Here is a 15,547-nt window from a genome sequence, read left to right on the forward strand (position 1 = left end):
AGGACGAGTGGAACGGGGGACGACGATGGGGACGGCGGCACCGGCCGCGGCCGGCGCGGCCACCCTGACGGTGGCCGACGCGCTGGTCACCGCGCTGCGCGACTGGGGCGTGCGGTACGTGTTCGGCGTGAGCGGCGCGAACATCGAGCACCTGCACGACGCGATCCACCGGCTCGGCCGCGGGCGGCTGGCCTCGGTGCTGGCCCGCCGCGAGGACGGCGCCGGCTTCATGGCGGACGGGCACGCCCGGGTGCACCGCACGCTCGGCGTGTGCTGCTCCACCTCGGGCGGCGCGCTGGTCAACCTGGCGGTCGGCCTGGCCGAGTCCTACGCGGAGTCCGTCCCGGTGCTCGCGCTGGTCGGGCAGCCGCCGCGGCCGCTGGCGGGCGCCGGCTCCTTCCAGGACGGCTCCGGCATCGGCCGGACGGTCGACGCCGAGCGGCTGCTCTCGACCGTCACCAAGCGCACCGTGACGCTGACCGACCCGGCCCGGCTCTGGGAGGAGCTGGCGGAGGCGGCCCGCACCGCGCTGTCCGGGCGGCCCGGACCGGTGGCGCTGCTGGTGCCCCGGGACGTCTTCGAGCTGACCGTGCCCGAGCGCCCGGCCGACTGGCCGGACGCGCTGGCCGGCCTGGTCCCGCCGCCCGAGGTGGACCCGGGCGAGCTGCGCGCGCTGTTCGACGCGCTGCGGGGGGCGCGCCGGCCGGTGGCGCTGCTGGGGCACGGGGTGCGCCGCAGCGCCGACCGCGAGGCGGTGCTGGAGTTCGTCCGCGCGGCGCGGATCCCGGTCGCGACCACGATGTCGGCGCGGGCCGAGTTCCCCAACTCCGACCCGCTGTACCTCGGTGTGGCCGGTGTGGTGGGCCACCCCTCGGTGCACGAGGTGCTGCGCGAGTCCGACCTGGTGGTCGCGTTCGGGGCCGGTCTCAACATGATGACCCGGGGCCCGCTCGGCGACCTGCGGGGCGACCGGGTCGCGGTGGTGAACATCGATCCGGGCGAGGCCGTCCGCGCGGTGGCGCCCGGCCTGGTGGTCCGGGCGGACGCCGGCGCGACCGCCCGCGGCCTGCTCGGCCTGCTGCGCCAGGAGCCGTTCCGGAGCCCGGAGTTGGCCGACTACCGGCGCACCCGGTTCCGGCCCCGGCTGGCGCCCGGGCTCGACCCGGAGCCGGCCGGCGGCGAGCTGCGGCAGAGCGAGGCGATCACCGCGCTGGCCGAGTGGCTGCCGACCGGGGGCCACCTGGTGCTGGACGCGGGCAACTGCGCGTCCGCGGCGATCCACCTGAGCGACGTGCCGGCCGGGGCCAGCTCCACCATCGCGCTCGGCGCGGGCGGCATGGGCTACAGCCTCGGCGCGGCGGTCGGGGCCCAGGTGGGCTCGCCCGAGGGCGCCCGCACCGTGGTGATCTGCGGGGACGGCGCGTTCCTGATGAACGGCCTGGAGGTGCACACCGCCGTCGACCTGCGGCTGCCGATCCTGTACGTGATCTTCAACAACGCCATGCACGGCATGTGCGTGACCAGGCAGCAGACGTTCTTCGACGCCCGGATCGAGTCCGTGCGCTACGCGCCGGTGGACATCGGCACGGTGGCCCGCGGCCTGGGCGGCCCGGACCGGCTCTGGGTGGCGGACGTCGACAGCCGCGAGCAGCTGGACAAGGCCCTCGCCGACTACACCGCCCGGGCCGCCGAGGCCCCGGCCGGGACCGGCCTGCCGGGGGTGCTGGAGCTGCGCCTCTCCCGCGAGGAGGTGCCGCCGTTCACCCCCTTCCTGCCGCTGGACGAGCCGACCGAGGTCGTCCGGGCAGGGGTGCCGGCCGCACGCGCGGAGGCGGTGCTGGGGCGGCGCTGAGCCGCGCGGCCCGGGGCCGGCCGACCGGCCCCGGGCGGCCGGCGGTGGGCCGGCCGGCGGTCGGGTCGGCCGGCCTCAGTCGAACAGGACCGGGGCGACCGCCCTCGGGCCGCCGCGGGAAGGGCTCCCGCGGCGGCCGGGGTGGGCGTCCCGGTACTCGCCCGGCGTCGTCCCGGTCCACTTGCGGAACGCCAGGTGGAACCCGACCGAACTGCGGTAGCCGACCGCCGCCGGGATGAGGGACAGCGCCAGGTCGGTCTCGCTGAGCAGCCTGGCCGCCTCCCGCATCCGGCGGGCGGTCAGGTGGCGGCCGGGGCTCTCGCCGACCAGCTGGCGGAAGACGGTGGTGAAGCCGGTCCGGGACATCAGGGCCTCGCGGGCCAGCAGGTCGACCGTCCACTGCTCGCTGTACCGGGCGTAGACGGCGGTGAGGGCGCGGCTGATGCCGGGGTGGCGCATGGCCCGCAGCGAGGGGTAGTCGTCGGTGAGCCGCTCGGCGGCCTCGCCGCGCAGGGCCAGCCGCAGGGCCAGCACCAGGGCGGTCTCGAAGCCGCGCAGCAGTTCGCCCTCCACCGGGTCGCCGGGGTGTTCGGCGGACAGCGCGGCCAGTGTGTGGTGGAGCAGCGGGTGCCGCCGGACGACCTCCCGGTGCAGCACCAGCATCGGCGGCAGCGCCCGGTACAGCGCGGACTCGCCCACCGAGTTGTAGGACAGGCCGGCGCACAGGATCGTGCTCTCCGGGCCGGGGCCGGGCAGTCGCACCGGCACCGTCGGCTGCCCGGGGGTGCGGTCGGGCAGGACCGCCGCCAGGGGTAAGGCCTCGCGCCCGGGGCGGTCGGCGAGCGTGTGCGGCGCGCCCCAGGGGAAGACCACCAGGTCGCCCGGGCGTAACCGGGCCTGGCGCAGGTGGCGCGCCGTGTCGGGCAGCCGGACCTCGTCGGTCAGCGTCGCCCAGCAGCCCCCTGCGACGACGTAGTGCAGCACCGCGCAGTTCTCGGCCGGTCCCTGGATGGCCCAGGGCGCCCGCACCCGCATGGTGCTCTGGAGAACGCCCCTCACCCGGAGTGCGGCGAGGAGCTCGCCGAGCACGTCATCCATGTGTCATCCCCCCTGGTCAGACTACGCTCCCGGGATTTCGCCCCGGCGTCCTTCCGGGGGAGAAGGGTCGACCGGGGACGAACGAGGTGCAGGTGACGGGTGTGGCGCACCCGGGGCGGGGGCCGGGAGCCCGGGAACGCGAACGGTCCGGCCGCCCGGATGTCGGGCGGCCGGACCGTTCGGCGCGTGCGGTGCGTTCGGCGGCGGGATCAGGCCTCGTCGGTGCCCTCGGGGGCGTCGCCCTCGCCGTCCTCGCCCTCGATCTCGTCCTGCAGGCCGAGGCGCTCGACCATCCACTGCTCGAAGCCGACCGAGGCCTGGGTCCAGTTGGCGGTGGTGGTGACGAAGTAGTCCAGGTTGACGCCGGTGCCGACGATCATCTGGACCTCGCCGATCAGGCGGACCACGCCGTCCTCGTGGGTGTGGGTGTAGACCTTGGGCCACAGGGTCTCGCGGTTCCACTCGTCGATCAGGTCGAGGATCTCGCCCTTCTTCTCCAGCGGGTACGCGCGGTCGTAGAAGGCGCGGACGGCGAAGAGCTCCTTGTTGTCGCCGCGGAACATGTAGTAGACCCGGAAGCCCTCCCAGGGGGCGGTGAGGTCGCCCTCCTCGTCCACGACGTGCTTGAGCTGCATCTGGTCGAGCAGCTGGGCGACCAGGTTCTGGTCCGGGACGACGATCGGCGGCGGGCCGGCCGGCCGCCCGCCCTGTCCACCGGGCTGGCCGCCCTGGGGCAGGCCGAAGGAGGGGATGGACGACGGGTCGATGCTCATGGGGGTCCTCTTCCTCAGTGCACGTGGTGGCCGGCAATGAGAGGCCGCCCTTTCCACCTCCCATCCTGCCTCATTCGGGGCCTGCCTCACAGGGGCACCCGGAGGTGCGTCGATCTTCGCGGAGGCGTGGGAACGGGCGCGTTCCGGGCGGATCCGGTCACCCGGGGTGGCGGCCGGTCGACCCTCGGGGGCGGGGTCCGGCGGTGCTCGGCGGGTGCCCGGCGAGGCGCCCGGGAGGCCCGCGGAGGTGCGTGAGCCACGTCACGTCCTCGGCTCTTCGGGTTCGGGCTGCCGGGCCCGCCGGATGCGGTTAGCGTGCGACGGAACTCGTCGCAAGTAACGCCCGTTTCGCTGGCGCGAGTTGATGGACAGTGAGACTCAAGGGGGAGATGAGATGGACAGTGCCCTGAGTAACGGGCCGATGCACGAAGGGTCATCACTGGGGGTGATGCTGCGCAGCATCCGGTTGGCCCGGGGGATGACGCAGGAACAGCTGGGCGAGGCCTCGGGGTTGAGCGTGCGCTCGATCCGCGACCTGGAGCGGGGAGTGTCCTGCCCGCGGGTCTCCACCCTGCGGCTGCTCGCGCAGACCTGGAACCTGCCGGAGTCACAGGGCGCCGAGCTGCACCGGCTGGCGCGCAGCTGGCGCGACAGCGTGCGGCGGCGCGAGCCGGACGGCCTGGCCAGCTGAACACGGCCGGCTGAACACGCGGGTCGAACACGGCGGGCCGGGCCGCCGCGCACGGGGCGCGGCGGCCCGGCCCGTACCCCTGGCCGTGACCGGTCGGGGCTACTTCTCCGGCTTCCCCCGGCCGCGGACGGTGAGGCGGTCGCCCTCCTCGTCCCGCTCGACCAGCACGGTGTCGCCGTCGTGCACCTGCCCGGAGAGGATCGCCCGGGCCAGCTGGTCGCCGATCGCGGACTGCACCAGCCGGCGCAGCGGCCGGGCGCCGTACGCCGGGTCGTACCCGGTGAGGGCCAGCCAGTCGCGGGCGGCGGCGGAGACCTCCAGGGTGAGCCGGTGCTCGCGCAGCCGCTCGCCGAGGCGGGCCACCTGCAGGTCGACGATCCGGCTCAGCTCGGCGGTGCCCAGCGGGTCGAAGACCACGATGTCGTCCAGCCGGTTGAGGAACTCCGGCTTGAACGCGGCCCGGACGGAGTCCAGCACCAGGGCCTTCTTCTTCTCCTCCGGGGTGGCCGGGTCGACCAGGTACTGGCTGCCCAGGTTGGAGGTGAGGATCAGGATCGCGTTGCGGAAGTCCACCGTGCGGCCCTGGCCGTCGGTGAGCCGGCCGTCGTCGAGCACCTGGAGCAGCACGTCGAAGACCTCCGGGTGGGCCTTCTCGACCTCGTCCAGCAGCACCACGCTGTACGGGCGGCGGCGGACGGCCTCGGTGAGCTGGCCGCCCTCCTCGTAGCCGACGTACCCGGGCGGGGCGCCGACCAGGCGGGAGACGGAGTGCTTCTCGCCGTACTCGCTCATGTCGATCCGGACCATCGCCCGCTCGTCGTCGAACAGGAAGTCGGCCAGCGCCTTGGCGAGTTCGGTCTTGCCGACGCCGGTCGGGCCGAGGAAGAGGAAGGAGCCGGTCGGGCGGTCCGGGTCGGCGATGCCGGAGCGGGTGCGGCGCACCGCGTCCGAGACGGCCCGTACGGCCTCGGCCTGGCCGATCAGGCGCCGGCCGAGCTCCTCCTCCATGCGCAGCAGCTTGGCGCTCTCGCCCTCCAGCAGCCGGCCGGCCGGGATGCCCGTCCAGGAGGCGACCACGTCGGCCACGTCGTCCGGGCCGACCTCCTCCTTGACCATCGAGGTGGAGGTGTCCTCGCCGGCCGCCCGCTCCTGGGCGTCGGCGAGCTCCTTCTCGGCGGCCGGGATCTCGGCGTACATCAGCTTGGACGCCCGCTCGAAGTCCCCGTCGCGCTGCGCCCGTTCGAGCGCGCCGTGCAGGTCGTCGAGCCGGCCCTTCAGCTCGCCGACCCGGTTGAGGCTCTTCTTCTCCTGCTCCCAGCGTGCCGTGAGCGCGCTCAACTGCTCGTTCTTGTCGGCGAGATCGCGGCGCAGCCGGGCCAGCCGGTCGACCGAGGCCGGGTCCGACTCCTTCTCCAGGGCCAGCTCCTCCATCCGCAACCGGTCGACGGCGCGCTGGAGTTCGTCGATCTCGACGGGGGAGGAGTCGATCTCCATCCGCAGCCGGGAGGCCGCCTCGTCGACCAGGTCGATCGCCTTGTCGGGCAGGAAGCGGGCGGTGATGTAGCGGTTGGACAGGGTGGCGGCGGCGACCAGGGCGGCGTCCGCGATCTGCACCTTGTGGTGCGCCTCGTAGCGGCCCTTGAGGCCGCGCAGGATGGCGATCGAGTCCTCGACGCTCGGCTCGCCGACCAGCACCTGCTGGAAGCGGCGCTCCAGGGCCGGGTCCTTCTCGATCCGCTCGCGGTACTCGTCCAGCGTGGTGGCGCCGACCATCCGCAGCTCGCCGCGGGCCAGCATCGGCTTGAGCATGTTGCCCGCGTCCATCGCGGAGTCGCCGCCGGCGCCCGCGCCGACCATGGTGTGCAGCTCGTCGATGAAGGTGACGACCTGGCCGTCCGAGGCCTTGATGTCGTTCAGGACGGCCTTCAGCCGCTCCTCGAACTCGCCGCGGTACTTGGCGCCCGCGACCATCGCGCCGAGGTCCAGCGCGACCAGCCGCTTGCCGCGCAGCGACTCCGGTACGTCGCCGGCCACGATGCGCTGGGCCAGGCCCTCGACCACGGCGGTCTTGCCGACGCCGGGCTCGCCGATCAGCACCGGGTTGTTCTTGGTGCGGCGGGACAGCACCTGGACCACCCGGCGGATCTCGTGGTCGCGGCCGATCACCGGGTCGAGCTTGCCGTCCCGGGCGGCCTGGGTGAGGTCGGTGCCGTACTTCTCCAGCGCCTTGTAGGTGCCCTCAGGGTCCGGCGAGGTGACCCGGCCGCTGCCGCGCACGTCCTTGAAGGCGGCCAGCAGGGCCTTGGGCGTGGCGCCCTGCCGCACCAGCAGCTCGGCGACCGGCCCGCCCTCGGCGGCCAGGCCGACGGTCAGGTGCTCGGTGGAGACGTACTGGTCGTCCAGGTCGTTCGCGCGCCGGCCGGCCTCGGTGAGCACCGCGAGGGTGTCCCGGGCGAGCTGCGGGGCGGCGACGGTGGAGCCCATCGCGCTGGGCAGGGCGGCCAGCTGGCGGCGGGCCTCGGCGTCGACCCCGGCGACGTCCGCCCCGACCGCCTCCAGCAGCGGCCTGGTGACGCCCTCGGGCTGCTCCAACAGGGCGATCAGGATGTGCACCGGCCTGACGTCCGGGTTGCCGTTCGCGCCGGCCTGCCGGATCGCGGCGGACAGGGCGTCCTGCGTCTTGGTGGTGAACTTGCTGGCGTCCACTGCTGGGGGTTCCTCCCTCGTCGTCCTTCACTGCTGCTACGTACAGCATGCACTATGTTGAGTCTATTCCACTCAACTTTCCGCTTCACGTGTTCCGGTCGGCCGTCCGCCGGGTCAGCCCCAGCAGCTCCCGGGCCGGGCCGCCCGGCCGCTGCCCGGCCGGCCACACCGCCCGCAGCGGGCGCCGCAGGTCCAGCTCCCCGGCCAGCGGCACCGCGACCAGCCGGCGGGTCGCCAGCTCCTCCCGCACCGCCAGCTCGCTCAGGCACACCGGCCCCGCCCCGGTCATCGCCGCCGCCTTCAGCGCGGTCGACGAGGCCAGCTCCAGCTGCGGCCGCACCGTGCCGCCGTACGGTTCCAGCGCCGCCTCCAGCACCTCCCGGGTGCCCGAGCCGGGCTCGCGCAGCACCAGCGGGGTGGCGGCCAGCTCCTGCCCGGTGAGCGGGGTGCGGCGGCGCGCCCACGGGTGGCCGGGCGCCACCACGACCACCAGCCGGTCCGCCGCCACCACCGCGCCGGCCAGGCCCGGCGGGGTGGACGGGCCCTCGACGAAGCCGAGGTCGGCGTCGCCGGCCAGCACGTGGCCGGCGACCTCCGCCGAATTCGCCGTCCGCAGCGTCACCGCCGTCCCCGGGCTCACCTCCGCCAGCGCCAGCAGCCAGCCCGGCATCAGGTACTCGGCCACGGTCAGGCTGGCCACCACCCGCAGCTTGGCGTCCCGCCGCTCGCGCAGCGCGTCGATCCCGGCGTCCAGCGCCTGCGCCGCCTCCACCACCTGCCGGGCCCACTCGACCACCAGCCGGCCCGCCTCGGTCGGCTTCGAGCCGCGCGGGGAGCGCTCCAGCAGCGGCACGCCGATCTGCCGCTCCATGCCCTTGATCCGGGCGCTGGCGGTCGGCTGGCTGACGCCGAGCTCGGCCGCCGCCCGCCCGACGCTGCCCAGCCGGGCCACCGCGAGCAGCAGTTCCAGGGCACCCAGTTCGGGGACGCGCGGAGAGAGGGTCATAGGTCCAGGCTATGTCCCCATAGAACGCGCGGCGCTACCGCGGGCGGGGCCCGGCGGCGACCGTGGAGGCATGTCCACCTTGGCCGATGTCCGCCCGCTCGCCCGTACCGCCCCCCGACCCTCGCTGGACCTCGCCCAGCTGAGCCCCAACTGGTACGCGGCGGTGATGGGCACCGCGATCCTGGCCAACGGCGCGGCCGTCCTGCCCGTCCGGCTGCCCGGACTGATCGGCTTCGGCGAGGCGGTGTGGGCGCTCTCGCTGGCCGCCCTGCTGGTGCTCGGCGCCGGCCGGCTGCGCCACCTCACCCGGCACCGCGCCGCCGCCCGCCGCCACCTGCTGGACGAACCCGCCACCGCCGTCTTCTACGGCTGCCCGCCGATGGCGATGCTCGCGGTCGGCCTCGGCACCCTGCTGCTCGGCTCCCGGGTGATCGGCACCGGCCCGGCCGTCGCCCTCGACGCCGTGCTGTGGAGCCTCGGCACGCTGTACGCGCTGGCCGTGGCCGGCGGCATCCCGTACCTGATGATCACCCGGCACCAGGTCTCCGCCCTGACCGCCAACCCGACCTGGCTGCTGCCCGTCGTCGCCCCGCTGGTCGCCTCCGCCTGCGGCCCCGCGCTCGTCCCGCACCTGCCCGCCGGCCTGCCGCAGCAGGCCATGCTGTACGGCTGCTGGGCGCTGTTCGGGATCGGGCTGCTGGCCACCCTGGTGCTGCTGCCGGTGGTGTTCACCGGGCTGCTCCACAGCAAGCTGCCCGCCCTCGTCCTGACCCCCACGCTGTTCCTGGTGCTCGGGCCGCTCGGCCAGTCCGTCACCGCCGTCCACCAGCTCGCCGACGCCGCCCGCCCGGTGCTGCCCGAACTGGCCCCCGCCATGCGGTCGCTGGCCGAGCTGTACGGCGTCGCGGTGATCGGCGTCGCGATGCTCTGGCTGGCGGTCGCGCTCACCGCCAACCTGCGCGCCCGCCGGGCCGGGATGCCGTTCGCGATGACCTGGTGGGCCTTCACCTTCCCGGTCGGCACCTGCGTCACCGGCGCCTCCGCGCTCGCCCGGCACACCGGCTTCGGCGGCTTCACCGCGCTCGCCGCCGGCCTCTACCTGCTGCTGGCCACCGCCTGGCTGCTCGCCGCCGGGGGCACGGCCGCCGGACTGGCCCGCGGCCGGCTGCTCGCCCGCTGAACCCCGGCCGTCGCCGGGCCCGCGCCGCCCCTGCAGGAACCCGCAGGTGCGGGAAGCCCGCAGCCGGGCGGCCGGCGGCACCCGCCCCGGGCGCCCGACACCCCCGCGCCGACCTCGGACTTCACCGGAATCCGACCCGCCGCCCGGCTCCCGCACCCGCCCCGCCGTGCAGGTAGCTGCAATTGCGCGAACATGCACTCGGGCGGCACTTGTTCACCGGGCGTCACGCCTGTGAAGGTGGAGACACGCCAAGTCCTCCGGGCAACCGCAGCCCGATGGTGGCGCTCGCTCTTCGATACTGACCGCCGGCACATCGTCCCGTGCCGGTGGAACGGGGGGGAAGAGCACCGGCCGGGAGCCATGTGTGGTGATGGCCCCCGGGACCGGACCCGTCGAGGCGTTGCTGCTCCGCCTCGACGGGAGCGCCCGCGGCCTGGCGTGGTGAAGGCGGCCCCCGGGGCGCCCGGTGTGCGACGGCACCCGGGCCCGGGGGTCCGCCGATCGCCCGGTACCGTGATCGAACCCGGCGGGACCGGCCCGGACGCGGCTGCGGCCGCCTCCGTGAACACCTCCCGCCGGCGGCATCGCCGCACCGAGGGGGACCGGGGCGGCAACGGGGGGAGAAGCTTGTCCGGCAGGGAGTGTGCGACGTGACGGCGGAACCGGCGGTCGCGCCGCAGCACCGGCCGGCGGCCGCCGGGGGTACGGGCCCGGCCCGGCCCGCGGGGCCCACGGGGACCGTCGGCGACGAACCCGACGAGGCCGCCCAGCGGCTCTACCTCGCCGTCGTCTCGGACGGCGGCCGCCTCGCCTTCGCCGCCGCCGAGGACACCGACCAGGCCGCGCTCCGGCAACTGCTCGACCTCGGCCTGCTCACACCCAACCCGCTGGGCCACTGCTACACCGCCGTCAGCCCGCGCGCGGTCAGCGACCGCCTCGGCGCCGAACTGCGCAGCGAGGCAACCCGGTTGCTCGTCCGCGCGGAGAGCCTGCCGGACGCCCTCGACGGCCTCACCCGCGCCTACGACACCCTGTCCCGGGCGTCCGCCCGCACCGTCGGCGAGGCCGTCTACGTCGAGGGCCACGTCCACATCCGCCGGCGGATCGCCCAACTCGTCACCGACTGCCGCACCGAGGTGCTCACCGCCCAACCCGGCCGCCGACCCGCCGAGAGCCTGCGGATCGCCCTCGCCCAGGACGTCCGGCTGCTCCAGAGCGGCCGCACGCTGCGCACCGTCTACCAACCCGCCGCCCTCGCCGACCCGGCCGCCCTCGCCTACGCCGAGGAGGTCATCCGGCACGGCTCGCAGATCCGGGTGCTCGACGAGCCCTTCCCCCGGTTGATCGTCGTCGACCGTGCCGTCGCCGTCATCCCCGCCGGCGACGACGACAACACCGCCGCCTTCATCACCGACCCGGCCGCGCTCTGCTTCCTGGTCGGCGCCTTCGAACGGGACTGGGCCCGCGCCGACTCCACCGAGGCCGCCGCCGTCCTCGGCCTCGGCCCCGCCCGGACCGTCCCCGAACGCGTCGGCCGACTGCTCGCCCGCGGCCTCACCCAACGGGCGATCGGCACCCGGCTCGGCCTCAGCGAACGCACCGTCGCCGCCCACATCTCCCGACTGCGCGACCGCCACGGCGCCCGGACCCTCTTCCAGCTCGGCTGGCTGATGCGCGGCAGCCGCGATGACCGGTGAACCGAGGAGGGACGCCCCCGATGGCCGATGAACCCGGCCCCGCCGAACGCGACCTCTACCTCACCGCCGTCCGCCTCGGCGGACGCCTGCGCCCCGACGACCTCGCCCCCGAGGACCGGCCCGCCCTGGCCGCCCTCGTCGCCCGCGGCCTGATCACGCCCACCGCCACCGGCTGGGCCGCCGCCAACCCGCGCTCCCTCGGCGACCGGCTCGGCGTCGAACTCCGCAGCCGCGCCGTCCGCCTGCTCCGGCACGCCGAACAGCTCCCCGACCGGCTCGCCCCGCTCGCCCGCGCCTACGACACCGTCCGCAGCCCGGTCGGCCGGCTCGGCCCCGGCCGCCCCGGCGACTCCGACCGCCCGGTCGGCCGGCTCCGCGAAACCGTGTCCTGCGCCGGTGGCGTCGCCGTCCGCCGGCGCATCGCCGAACTCCTCGCCGACTGCCGGGAGGAGTTCCTCAGCGCGCAGACCGGCCCGCGCCCGCTGGACGGGCTCCGGGCGGCCCTCCCCGAGGACCTCGCCGTGCTGCGCCGCGGCTGCGCCGTCCGCGCCCTCTACCAGCCGGTCGCCCTCGCGGATCGCCCGGTGCTGCGGCAGATCGAACTGCGCGTCCGGGGCGGCGCCCGGGCCCGGGTGCTCACCGAACCGTACGAGCGGCTGCTGGTCTTCGACCGGACGACCGCCGTCATCCCGGCCGTCGAGGAACGCGCCGGCGCCGTGTTCCTCGACGACCCGGCCACCGTCCGCTACCTGGTCGCCCGGTTCGAGCGCGACTGGGCCCGGGCCACCCCGCTCGACCGCCACCTCGGCCCCCCGCACCCCACCACCGCCCGGGTCGGCCGGCTGCTCGCCCAGGGCCTCACCCAACGGGCGATCGGCGCCCGCCTGGACCTCAGCGAACGCACCGTCGCCGCCCACATCGCCCGGCTCCGCGAGCGCCACGGCGCCCGGACGCTCTTCCACCTCGGCTGGCGGATGCGGGACGCCGACGATGCCTGAAGCCCCGACCGCCCAGCGCCCCAGCCACCGGGCGGACCACACCGCCCGGGCGCGCGAACAGTACGACGCCGAGCCGCACCCACGACCCGGCCGGCAGATGCGAGGTGAGCAGACATGACCGCCCCCGGCTTCAACCTGCCCGACGCCACCGCCCGGGACCTCTACCGGGAGATCCTGAGCGCCGGCGGCCGGATCCGGATCACGGACATCCGGCCCGAGGACACCGAGACCGTCCAGACGCTGCTCGACCTCGGGCTGCTCAAGCCGTACGTCATGGACGGCTCGCTCAGCGCCGTCAACCCGCGCTCCGTCACCGCCCGGATCGGCGCCGACCTGCGGGCGGCGGGCACCCGCCTGCTCCGCCAGGCCGACGAACTCCCCGACCTGCTCGGCGATCTGGCCGCCGCCTACGACGCCGCGCCCCGGCAGCACGACCGCACCGGCACCATCCGGATCGTCGAGGGCGACGAGAACGTCCGGCACCGGGTCTCCCAGCTGTCCGAGGAACTGCTCCACGAGGCGCTGTCCCTCCACCCGGGCGGCGCCCGCCCGGCCGACGCGGCCGGCGACATCCTCAACCACGCCCGGCGCTTCCTGAGCCTCGGCGGCGCGATCCGCACCGTCTACGAGACCGGCGCCCGCCTGGACGCGCCGACCGTCCGACTCGCCGCCCAGCTGACCGAACTCGGCTGCCACATCAGGGTCGCCCAGTTCGCGCTGCCCAAGATGATGATCTTCGACCGCACGGTGGCCGTCATCCCCGCCGGCGTCGGCGCCGCGGCCTTCGTCGAGGACCTGGCGACGGTCGCCTTCCTCGCCGAGGTCTTCGAGAACTACTGGCGCCTCGCCGAAGGCGTCAACTGGTCAGCCCTGGCCGCCGGTTCAGCCGATCCCGCCCCCCACGAACAGGTCGGCCGGCTGCTCGCCCAGGGCCTCACCCAGCGCGCCATCGCCTCCCGCCTGGGCCTGAGCGAACGCACGGTGGCGGGCCACATCGCCCGGCTGCGGGAGCTGTACGACGCCGAGACTCTCTTCCAACTCGGCTGGCAGATGCGGGGCAACCGCGACGCCTGATGGTGCGGGAGCCGCAGTCCGCCCGGAGAAATGGGGGCGGCGTCGTACGCGGGGGGTCGTACGACGCCGGGACGGTGGGCCGGTCGGGCCGGCGGGTGCGGGGCAGGTGCGGGAGCCCGGACCACGGGGGAGTCCGGGTGAGTGCCGCTCAGCCGGTGGCGGCGCTGGTCGGCCAGTAGCCGGGGTGCTGCCGGGGGACGGAGAACTGCTCACCGGGGGCCGTCCAGAAGCCCTCGCGCAGCGAGAGCGCCATGCCGGCCCAGTCCAGGGCGGTCTCCACGGTGTGGTGGAGGGCCTCCTGGGACCAGGTGTCGTCGAAGACCAGCGGCAGGACGGGGGCGACCTGCTCGATGGTGGCGATCAGCGGGTTGTGGGTGATGGCCTCGTCGACGAGCAGGACGATCGGCTTCCGCAGGGCGGACGCCCACCCCAGCTCCAGGCTCACCCCGGCCGAGAGCGGTGCGCCGACGTAGGCGAACACGAGGTCGGCGGACTGCAGGGCGCGGAAGTCGGACGGGACGCGGGGCTCCGGGGCCTGCCCGGAGACCGTCCAGGCGTCGCTGTGGTGCGCGCTGTACACGGCGGCACCGCTGCGCAGGAGAGTGGTGCGGAGCGTCGTCAGTCGCGTCCGGCTGGCGAGCGTCACCACACTGTCCGCCGGCCCGGTCAGCCGCATCAGCGGCGCGGCCAGGAACACACGTGCACGCCGGCCTTCGGTGGCCTGGCTGTCGCGGTGACGCAGGTAGGGCTCGGTCATGTCGACTCCGGGAGATTGCCGACCAAGGGGGGTGAGCGTCGGCGCAGTGTTGGATATGGGCTGCTCAGGTTGGTGATCCCGGTGGTGAACTGTCGCGTATTTGACGGTACATTGGCAGAGTGTGGCTCTCTGTTGGACCATCGGGAGCGAACTGATCGTCCATCGCGGGGGCGCGCCGCGTCCAGGGTTAGCCTGTGTCATCTGGATGACTGGCAGAGAGATGACGCACGCCCGTGCGGCCGGCGCAGGTGACAGCAACGAATCCGTGCGGCACTATGTGAGCCGAAGTTCTGTGGCGCCTAAGGTGGCGAAATCCCGAGGGAAGGAGTGGGAGCATGTCTTGCATGCGCCGTTTTGTCCGCAAGGTCATGCTTTCGCTGGCTATTGCCGCCGTGCTTGGTACGGGTTACCTCGCGGAGGTTCACGAATCCGACCGGGCGGCGACCACGGCGGCCCGCGCGGCCGTCGCCGATGACTTCAACTGGAACTGATCGGCCGTTGATCGGATGCCGGGCCCCGGGCTACCGGCCCGGTCCGCCGTCGCGGGGTCAGCGGTTCGTCACTCCGGAACTTCCCGGGACTTCCGGCCGAGTACGTAGCCGAGCTGGAACAGTGAGTCGACTCTGTATTCCTCGCGCATTTCGGCGATGTGCCGCGCGAGCGTGCGCTCGCTGATTCCCAGCCGGCGCGCGATGACGCGGTGGTTCGTCCCCTCCAGCATCTGTTCGATGATCGTCTGGCGCAGGCGGGACACCACCTGCTGCGGGATCGTCCGATCGCCTTCGAATTCGAGGGCACGGCTCCAGTACCGCTCGAATATCTCCTCCGCGAGGTAACCGATCACGCCGGGATCGTGGATGAACGCGGCGAGGTTCATTTCCGCGTCGATCGGGATCACGGCCACGCGCCGGTCGATGACGATGAGCCGCGTATAGGGCTCGTCGAGAGTCCGGTACTGGCCGCCCTCGTGGGCGAGGGCCGCGACGTAGTCTCTGGTCGGCTGGTGGTAACGCGTGCTGGCGTGGTAAATCGTCCGCATCTTGGTGCCGCTGCGGAGGGTGTCCAGGTCGCGTTCGAGCGTTCCGGCGAGGACTTCGGCCGGCCGGGGGCCGCCGGGTTGGAGGGCCAGCCCCTCTTCCATGCCGGAGGCTATGCACTGCTGTACTCGCTGGTGAATCAGCGCCTTTCCCCGGACGTATTCGATTGCCCCGCCGGCCTGCTTCGGGGCGTGGAACTCCTGGGCCAGCTCCTGGAGCTCCGAAGGGAGTGAAACGGCGCGCGACAGGAATTCCAGCGCTTGGCGCTGCCAGGAGTGGCTGAGGCTTTCCGAGAGTTGGGCGGGATCCGTCGCGAGGAACGTACCGGGATCTTCCGTGTCGGGAATCAGCAGGCCGATTCTGACCAACTCGTCCAGGGCCGCATCGGGAGGTTCGGGACTGGAACCCAGCGGAAGCTGGCCGTCCCCGCGAACGACGTCCAGATACAGCTTCCGAGCCTCCGCCGAGAGGACGGAAAGGCTGATGAGCTGCTCTCGTTCACTCACCTTCGGCTCCTTGCCGTTACCGTGACGCTTGCGTCCCATCAGCGCCGACGCTGAATCACGTTTCAGCATGCCAGACCGGCTGAGCCCGATGGAAAGGCCCAGTCTGACTGCACTCTCTCACCACACACCAGCCGCCGGCACCCCCCGAACAGGAGGGAACCGGCGGCTGGTG

Annotated in this window: 13 protein-coding genes; 7 read left to right on the forward strand and 6 right to left on the reverse strand. The window is 74.2% G+C overall.

The genetic code is table 11. The features are described 5' to 3' along the window. Positions 1–7 precede the first annotated feature (7 nt). Positions 8–1,852, forward strand: coding sequence for a thiamine pyrophosphate-binding protein (locus tag AB2U05_RS16800; protein ID WP_045692663.1), 1,845 nt, complete (start codon positions 8–10; stop codon positions 1,850–1,852). 75 nt (positions 1,853–1,927) lie between these two features. Here the strand turns inward: AB2U05_RS16800 and AB2U05_RS16805 are convergent, their stop codons facing one another. Next, on the reverse strand, positions 1,928–2,950 hold the full coding sequence (locus AB2U05_RS16805) for an AraC family transcriptional regulator (protein ID WP_045692662.1): 1,023 nt from the start codon (positions 2,948–2,950) through the stop codon (positions 1,928–1,930). A 209-nt stretch (positions 2,951–3,159) separates the two neighbouring features. Further along, on the reverse strand, positions 3,160–3,723 hold the full coding sequence (locus tag AB2U05_RS16810) for a YbjN domain-containing protein (protein ID WP_045692661.1): 564 nt from the start codon (positions 3,721–3,723) through the stop codon (positions 3,160–3,162). A gap of 394 nt (positions 3,724–4,117) precedes the next feature. Here AB2U05_RS16810 and AB2U05_RS16815 point away from each other — a divergent pair, with 394 nt between their 5' ends. After that, a complete protein-coding gene (locus tag AB2U05_RS16815; RefSeq protein WP_369183610.1) occupies positions 4,118–4,414 on the forward strand; it encodes a helix-turn-helix domain-containing protein in 297 nt (98 codons plus the stop codon). Positions 4,415–4,513: 99 nt separating this feature from the next. Here the strand turns inward: AB2U05_RS16815 and clpB are convergent, their stop codons facing one another. Continuing rightward, positions 4,514–7,120, reverse strand: coding sequence for an ATP-dependent chaperone ClpB (gene clpB / locus AB2U05_RS16820; protein ID WP_369183611.1), 2,607 nt, complete (start codon positions 7,118–7,120; stop codon positions 4,514–4,516). 85 nt (positions 7,121–7,205) lie between these two features. Next, a complete protein-coding gene (locus AB2U05_RS16825) occupies positions 7,206–8,126 on the reverse strand; it encodes a LysR family transcriptional regulator (protein WP_369183612.1) in 921 nt (306 codons plus the stop codon). 70 nt (positions 8,127–8,196) lie between these two features. On the opposite strand from AB2U05_RS16825, the gene AB2U05_RS16830 reads away from it, so the two are divergent. The 4 genes from AB2U05_RS16830 (at position 8,197) to AB2U05_RS16845 (ending at position 13,075) form a co-directional block, all read left to right on the forward strand. Continuing rightward, complete coding sequence (locus AB2U05_RS16830) at positions 8,197–9,306, forward strand: TDT family transporter (RefSeq protein WP_045692657.1); 1,110 nt, start codon at positions 8,197–8,199, stop codon at positions 9,304–9,306. A 650-nt stretch (positions 9,307–9,956) separates the two neighbouring features. After that, positions 9,957–11,003, forward strand: a complete 1,047-nt coding sequence (locus AB2U05_RS16835) for a LuxR C-terminal-related transcriptional regulator (RefSeq protein ID WP_369183613.1) — start codon at positions 9,957–9,959, stop codon at positions 11,001–11,003. 20 nt (positions 11,004–11,023) lie between these two features. Then, positions 11,024–12,001: a LuxR C-terminal-related transcriptional regulator gene (locus AB2U05_RS16840; RefSeq protein WP_369183614.1), complete on the forward strand. Its 978-nt coding sequence runs from the start codon at positions 11,024–11,026 to the stop codon at positions 11,999–12,001. A 114-nt stretch (positions 12,002–12,115) separates the two neighbouring features. Beyond that, a complete protein-coding gene (locus tag AB2U05_RS16845; protein ID WP_045709173.1) occupies positions 12,116–13,075 on the forward strand; it encodes a LuxR C-terminal-related transcriptional regulator in 960 nt (319 codons plus the stop codon). 148 nt (positions 13,076–13,223) lie between these two features. On the opposite strand, the gene AB2U05_RS16850 is transcribed toward AB2U05_RS16845, so the two are convergent. Next, positions 13,224–13,832 carry a hypothetical protein gene (locus AB2U05_RS16850; RefSeq protein ID WP_052706358.1) on the reverse strand — a complete coding sequence of 203 codons (609 nt, stop codon included), beginning with the start codon at positions 13,830–13,832 and terminating at the stop codon, positions 13,224–13,226. A 335-nt stretch (positions 13,833–14,167) separates the two neighbouring features. On the opposite strand from AB2U05_RS16850, the gene AB2U05_RS16855 reads away from it, so the two are divergent. Then, positions 14,168–14,323, forward strand: coding sequence for a hypothetical protein (locus tag AB2U05_RS16855; protein ID WP_157881990.1), 156 nt, complete (start codon positions 14,168–14,170; stop codon positions 14,321–14,323). A gap of 68 nt (positions 14,324–14,391) precedes the next feature. On the opposite strand, the gene AB2U05_RS16860 is transcribed toward AB2U05_RS16855, so the two are convergent. Further along, positions 14,392–15,444, reverse strand: a complete 1,053-nt coding sequence (locus AB2U05_RS16860) for a helix-turn-helix domain-containing protein (protein ID WP_157881989.1) — start codon at positions 15,442–15,444, stop codon at positions 14,392–14,394. Positions 15,445–15,547: the final 103 nt, after the last annotated feature.

Origin of the sequence: Streptomyces sp. Y1 (assembly GCF_041053115.1) — a bacterium.
Lineage (GTDB): Bacteria > Actinomycetota > Actinomycetes > Streptomycetales > Streptomycetaceae > Kitasatospora > Kitasatospora rubellomurina.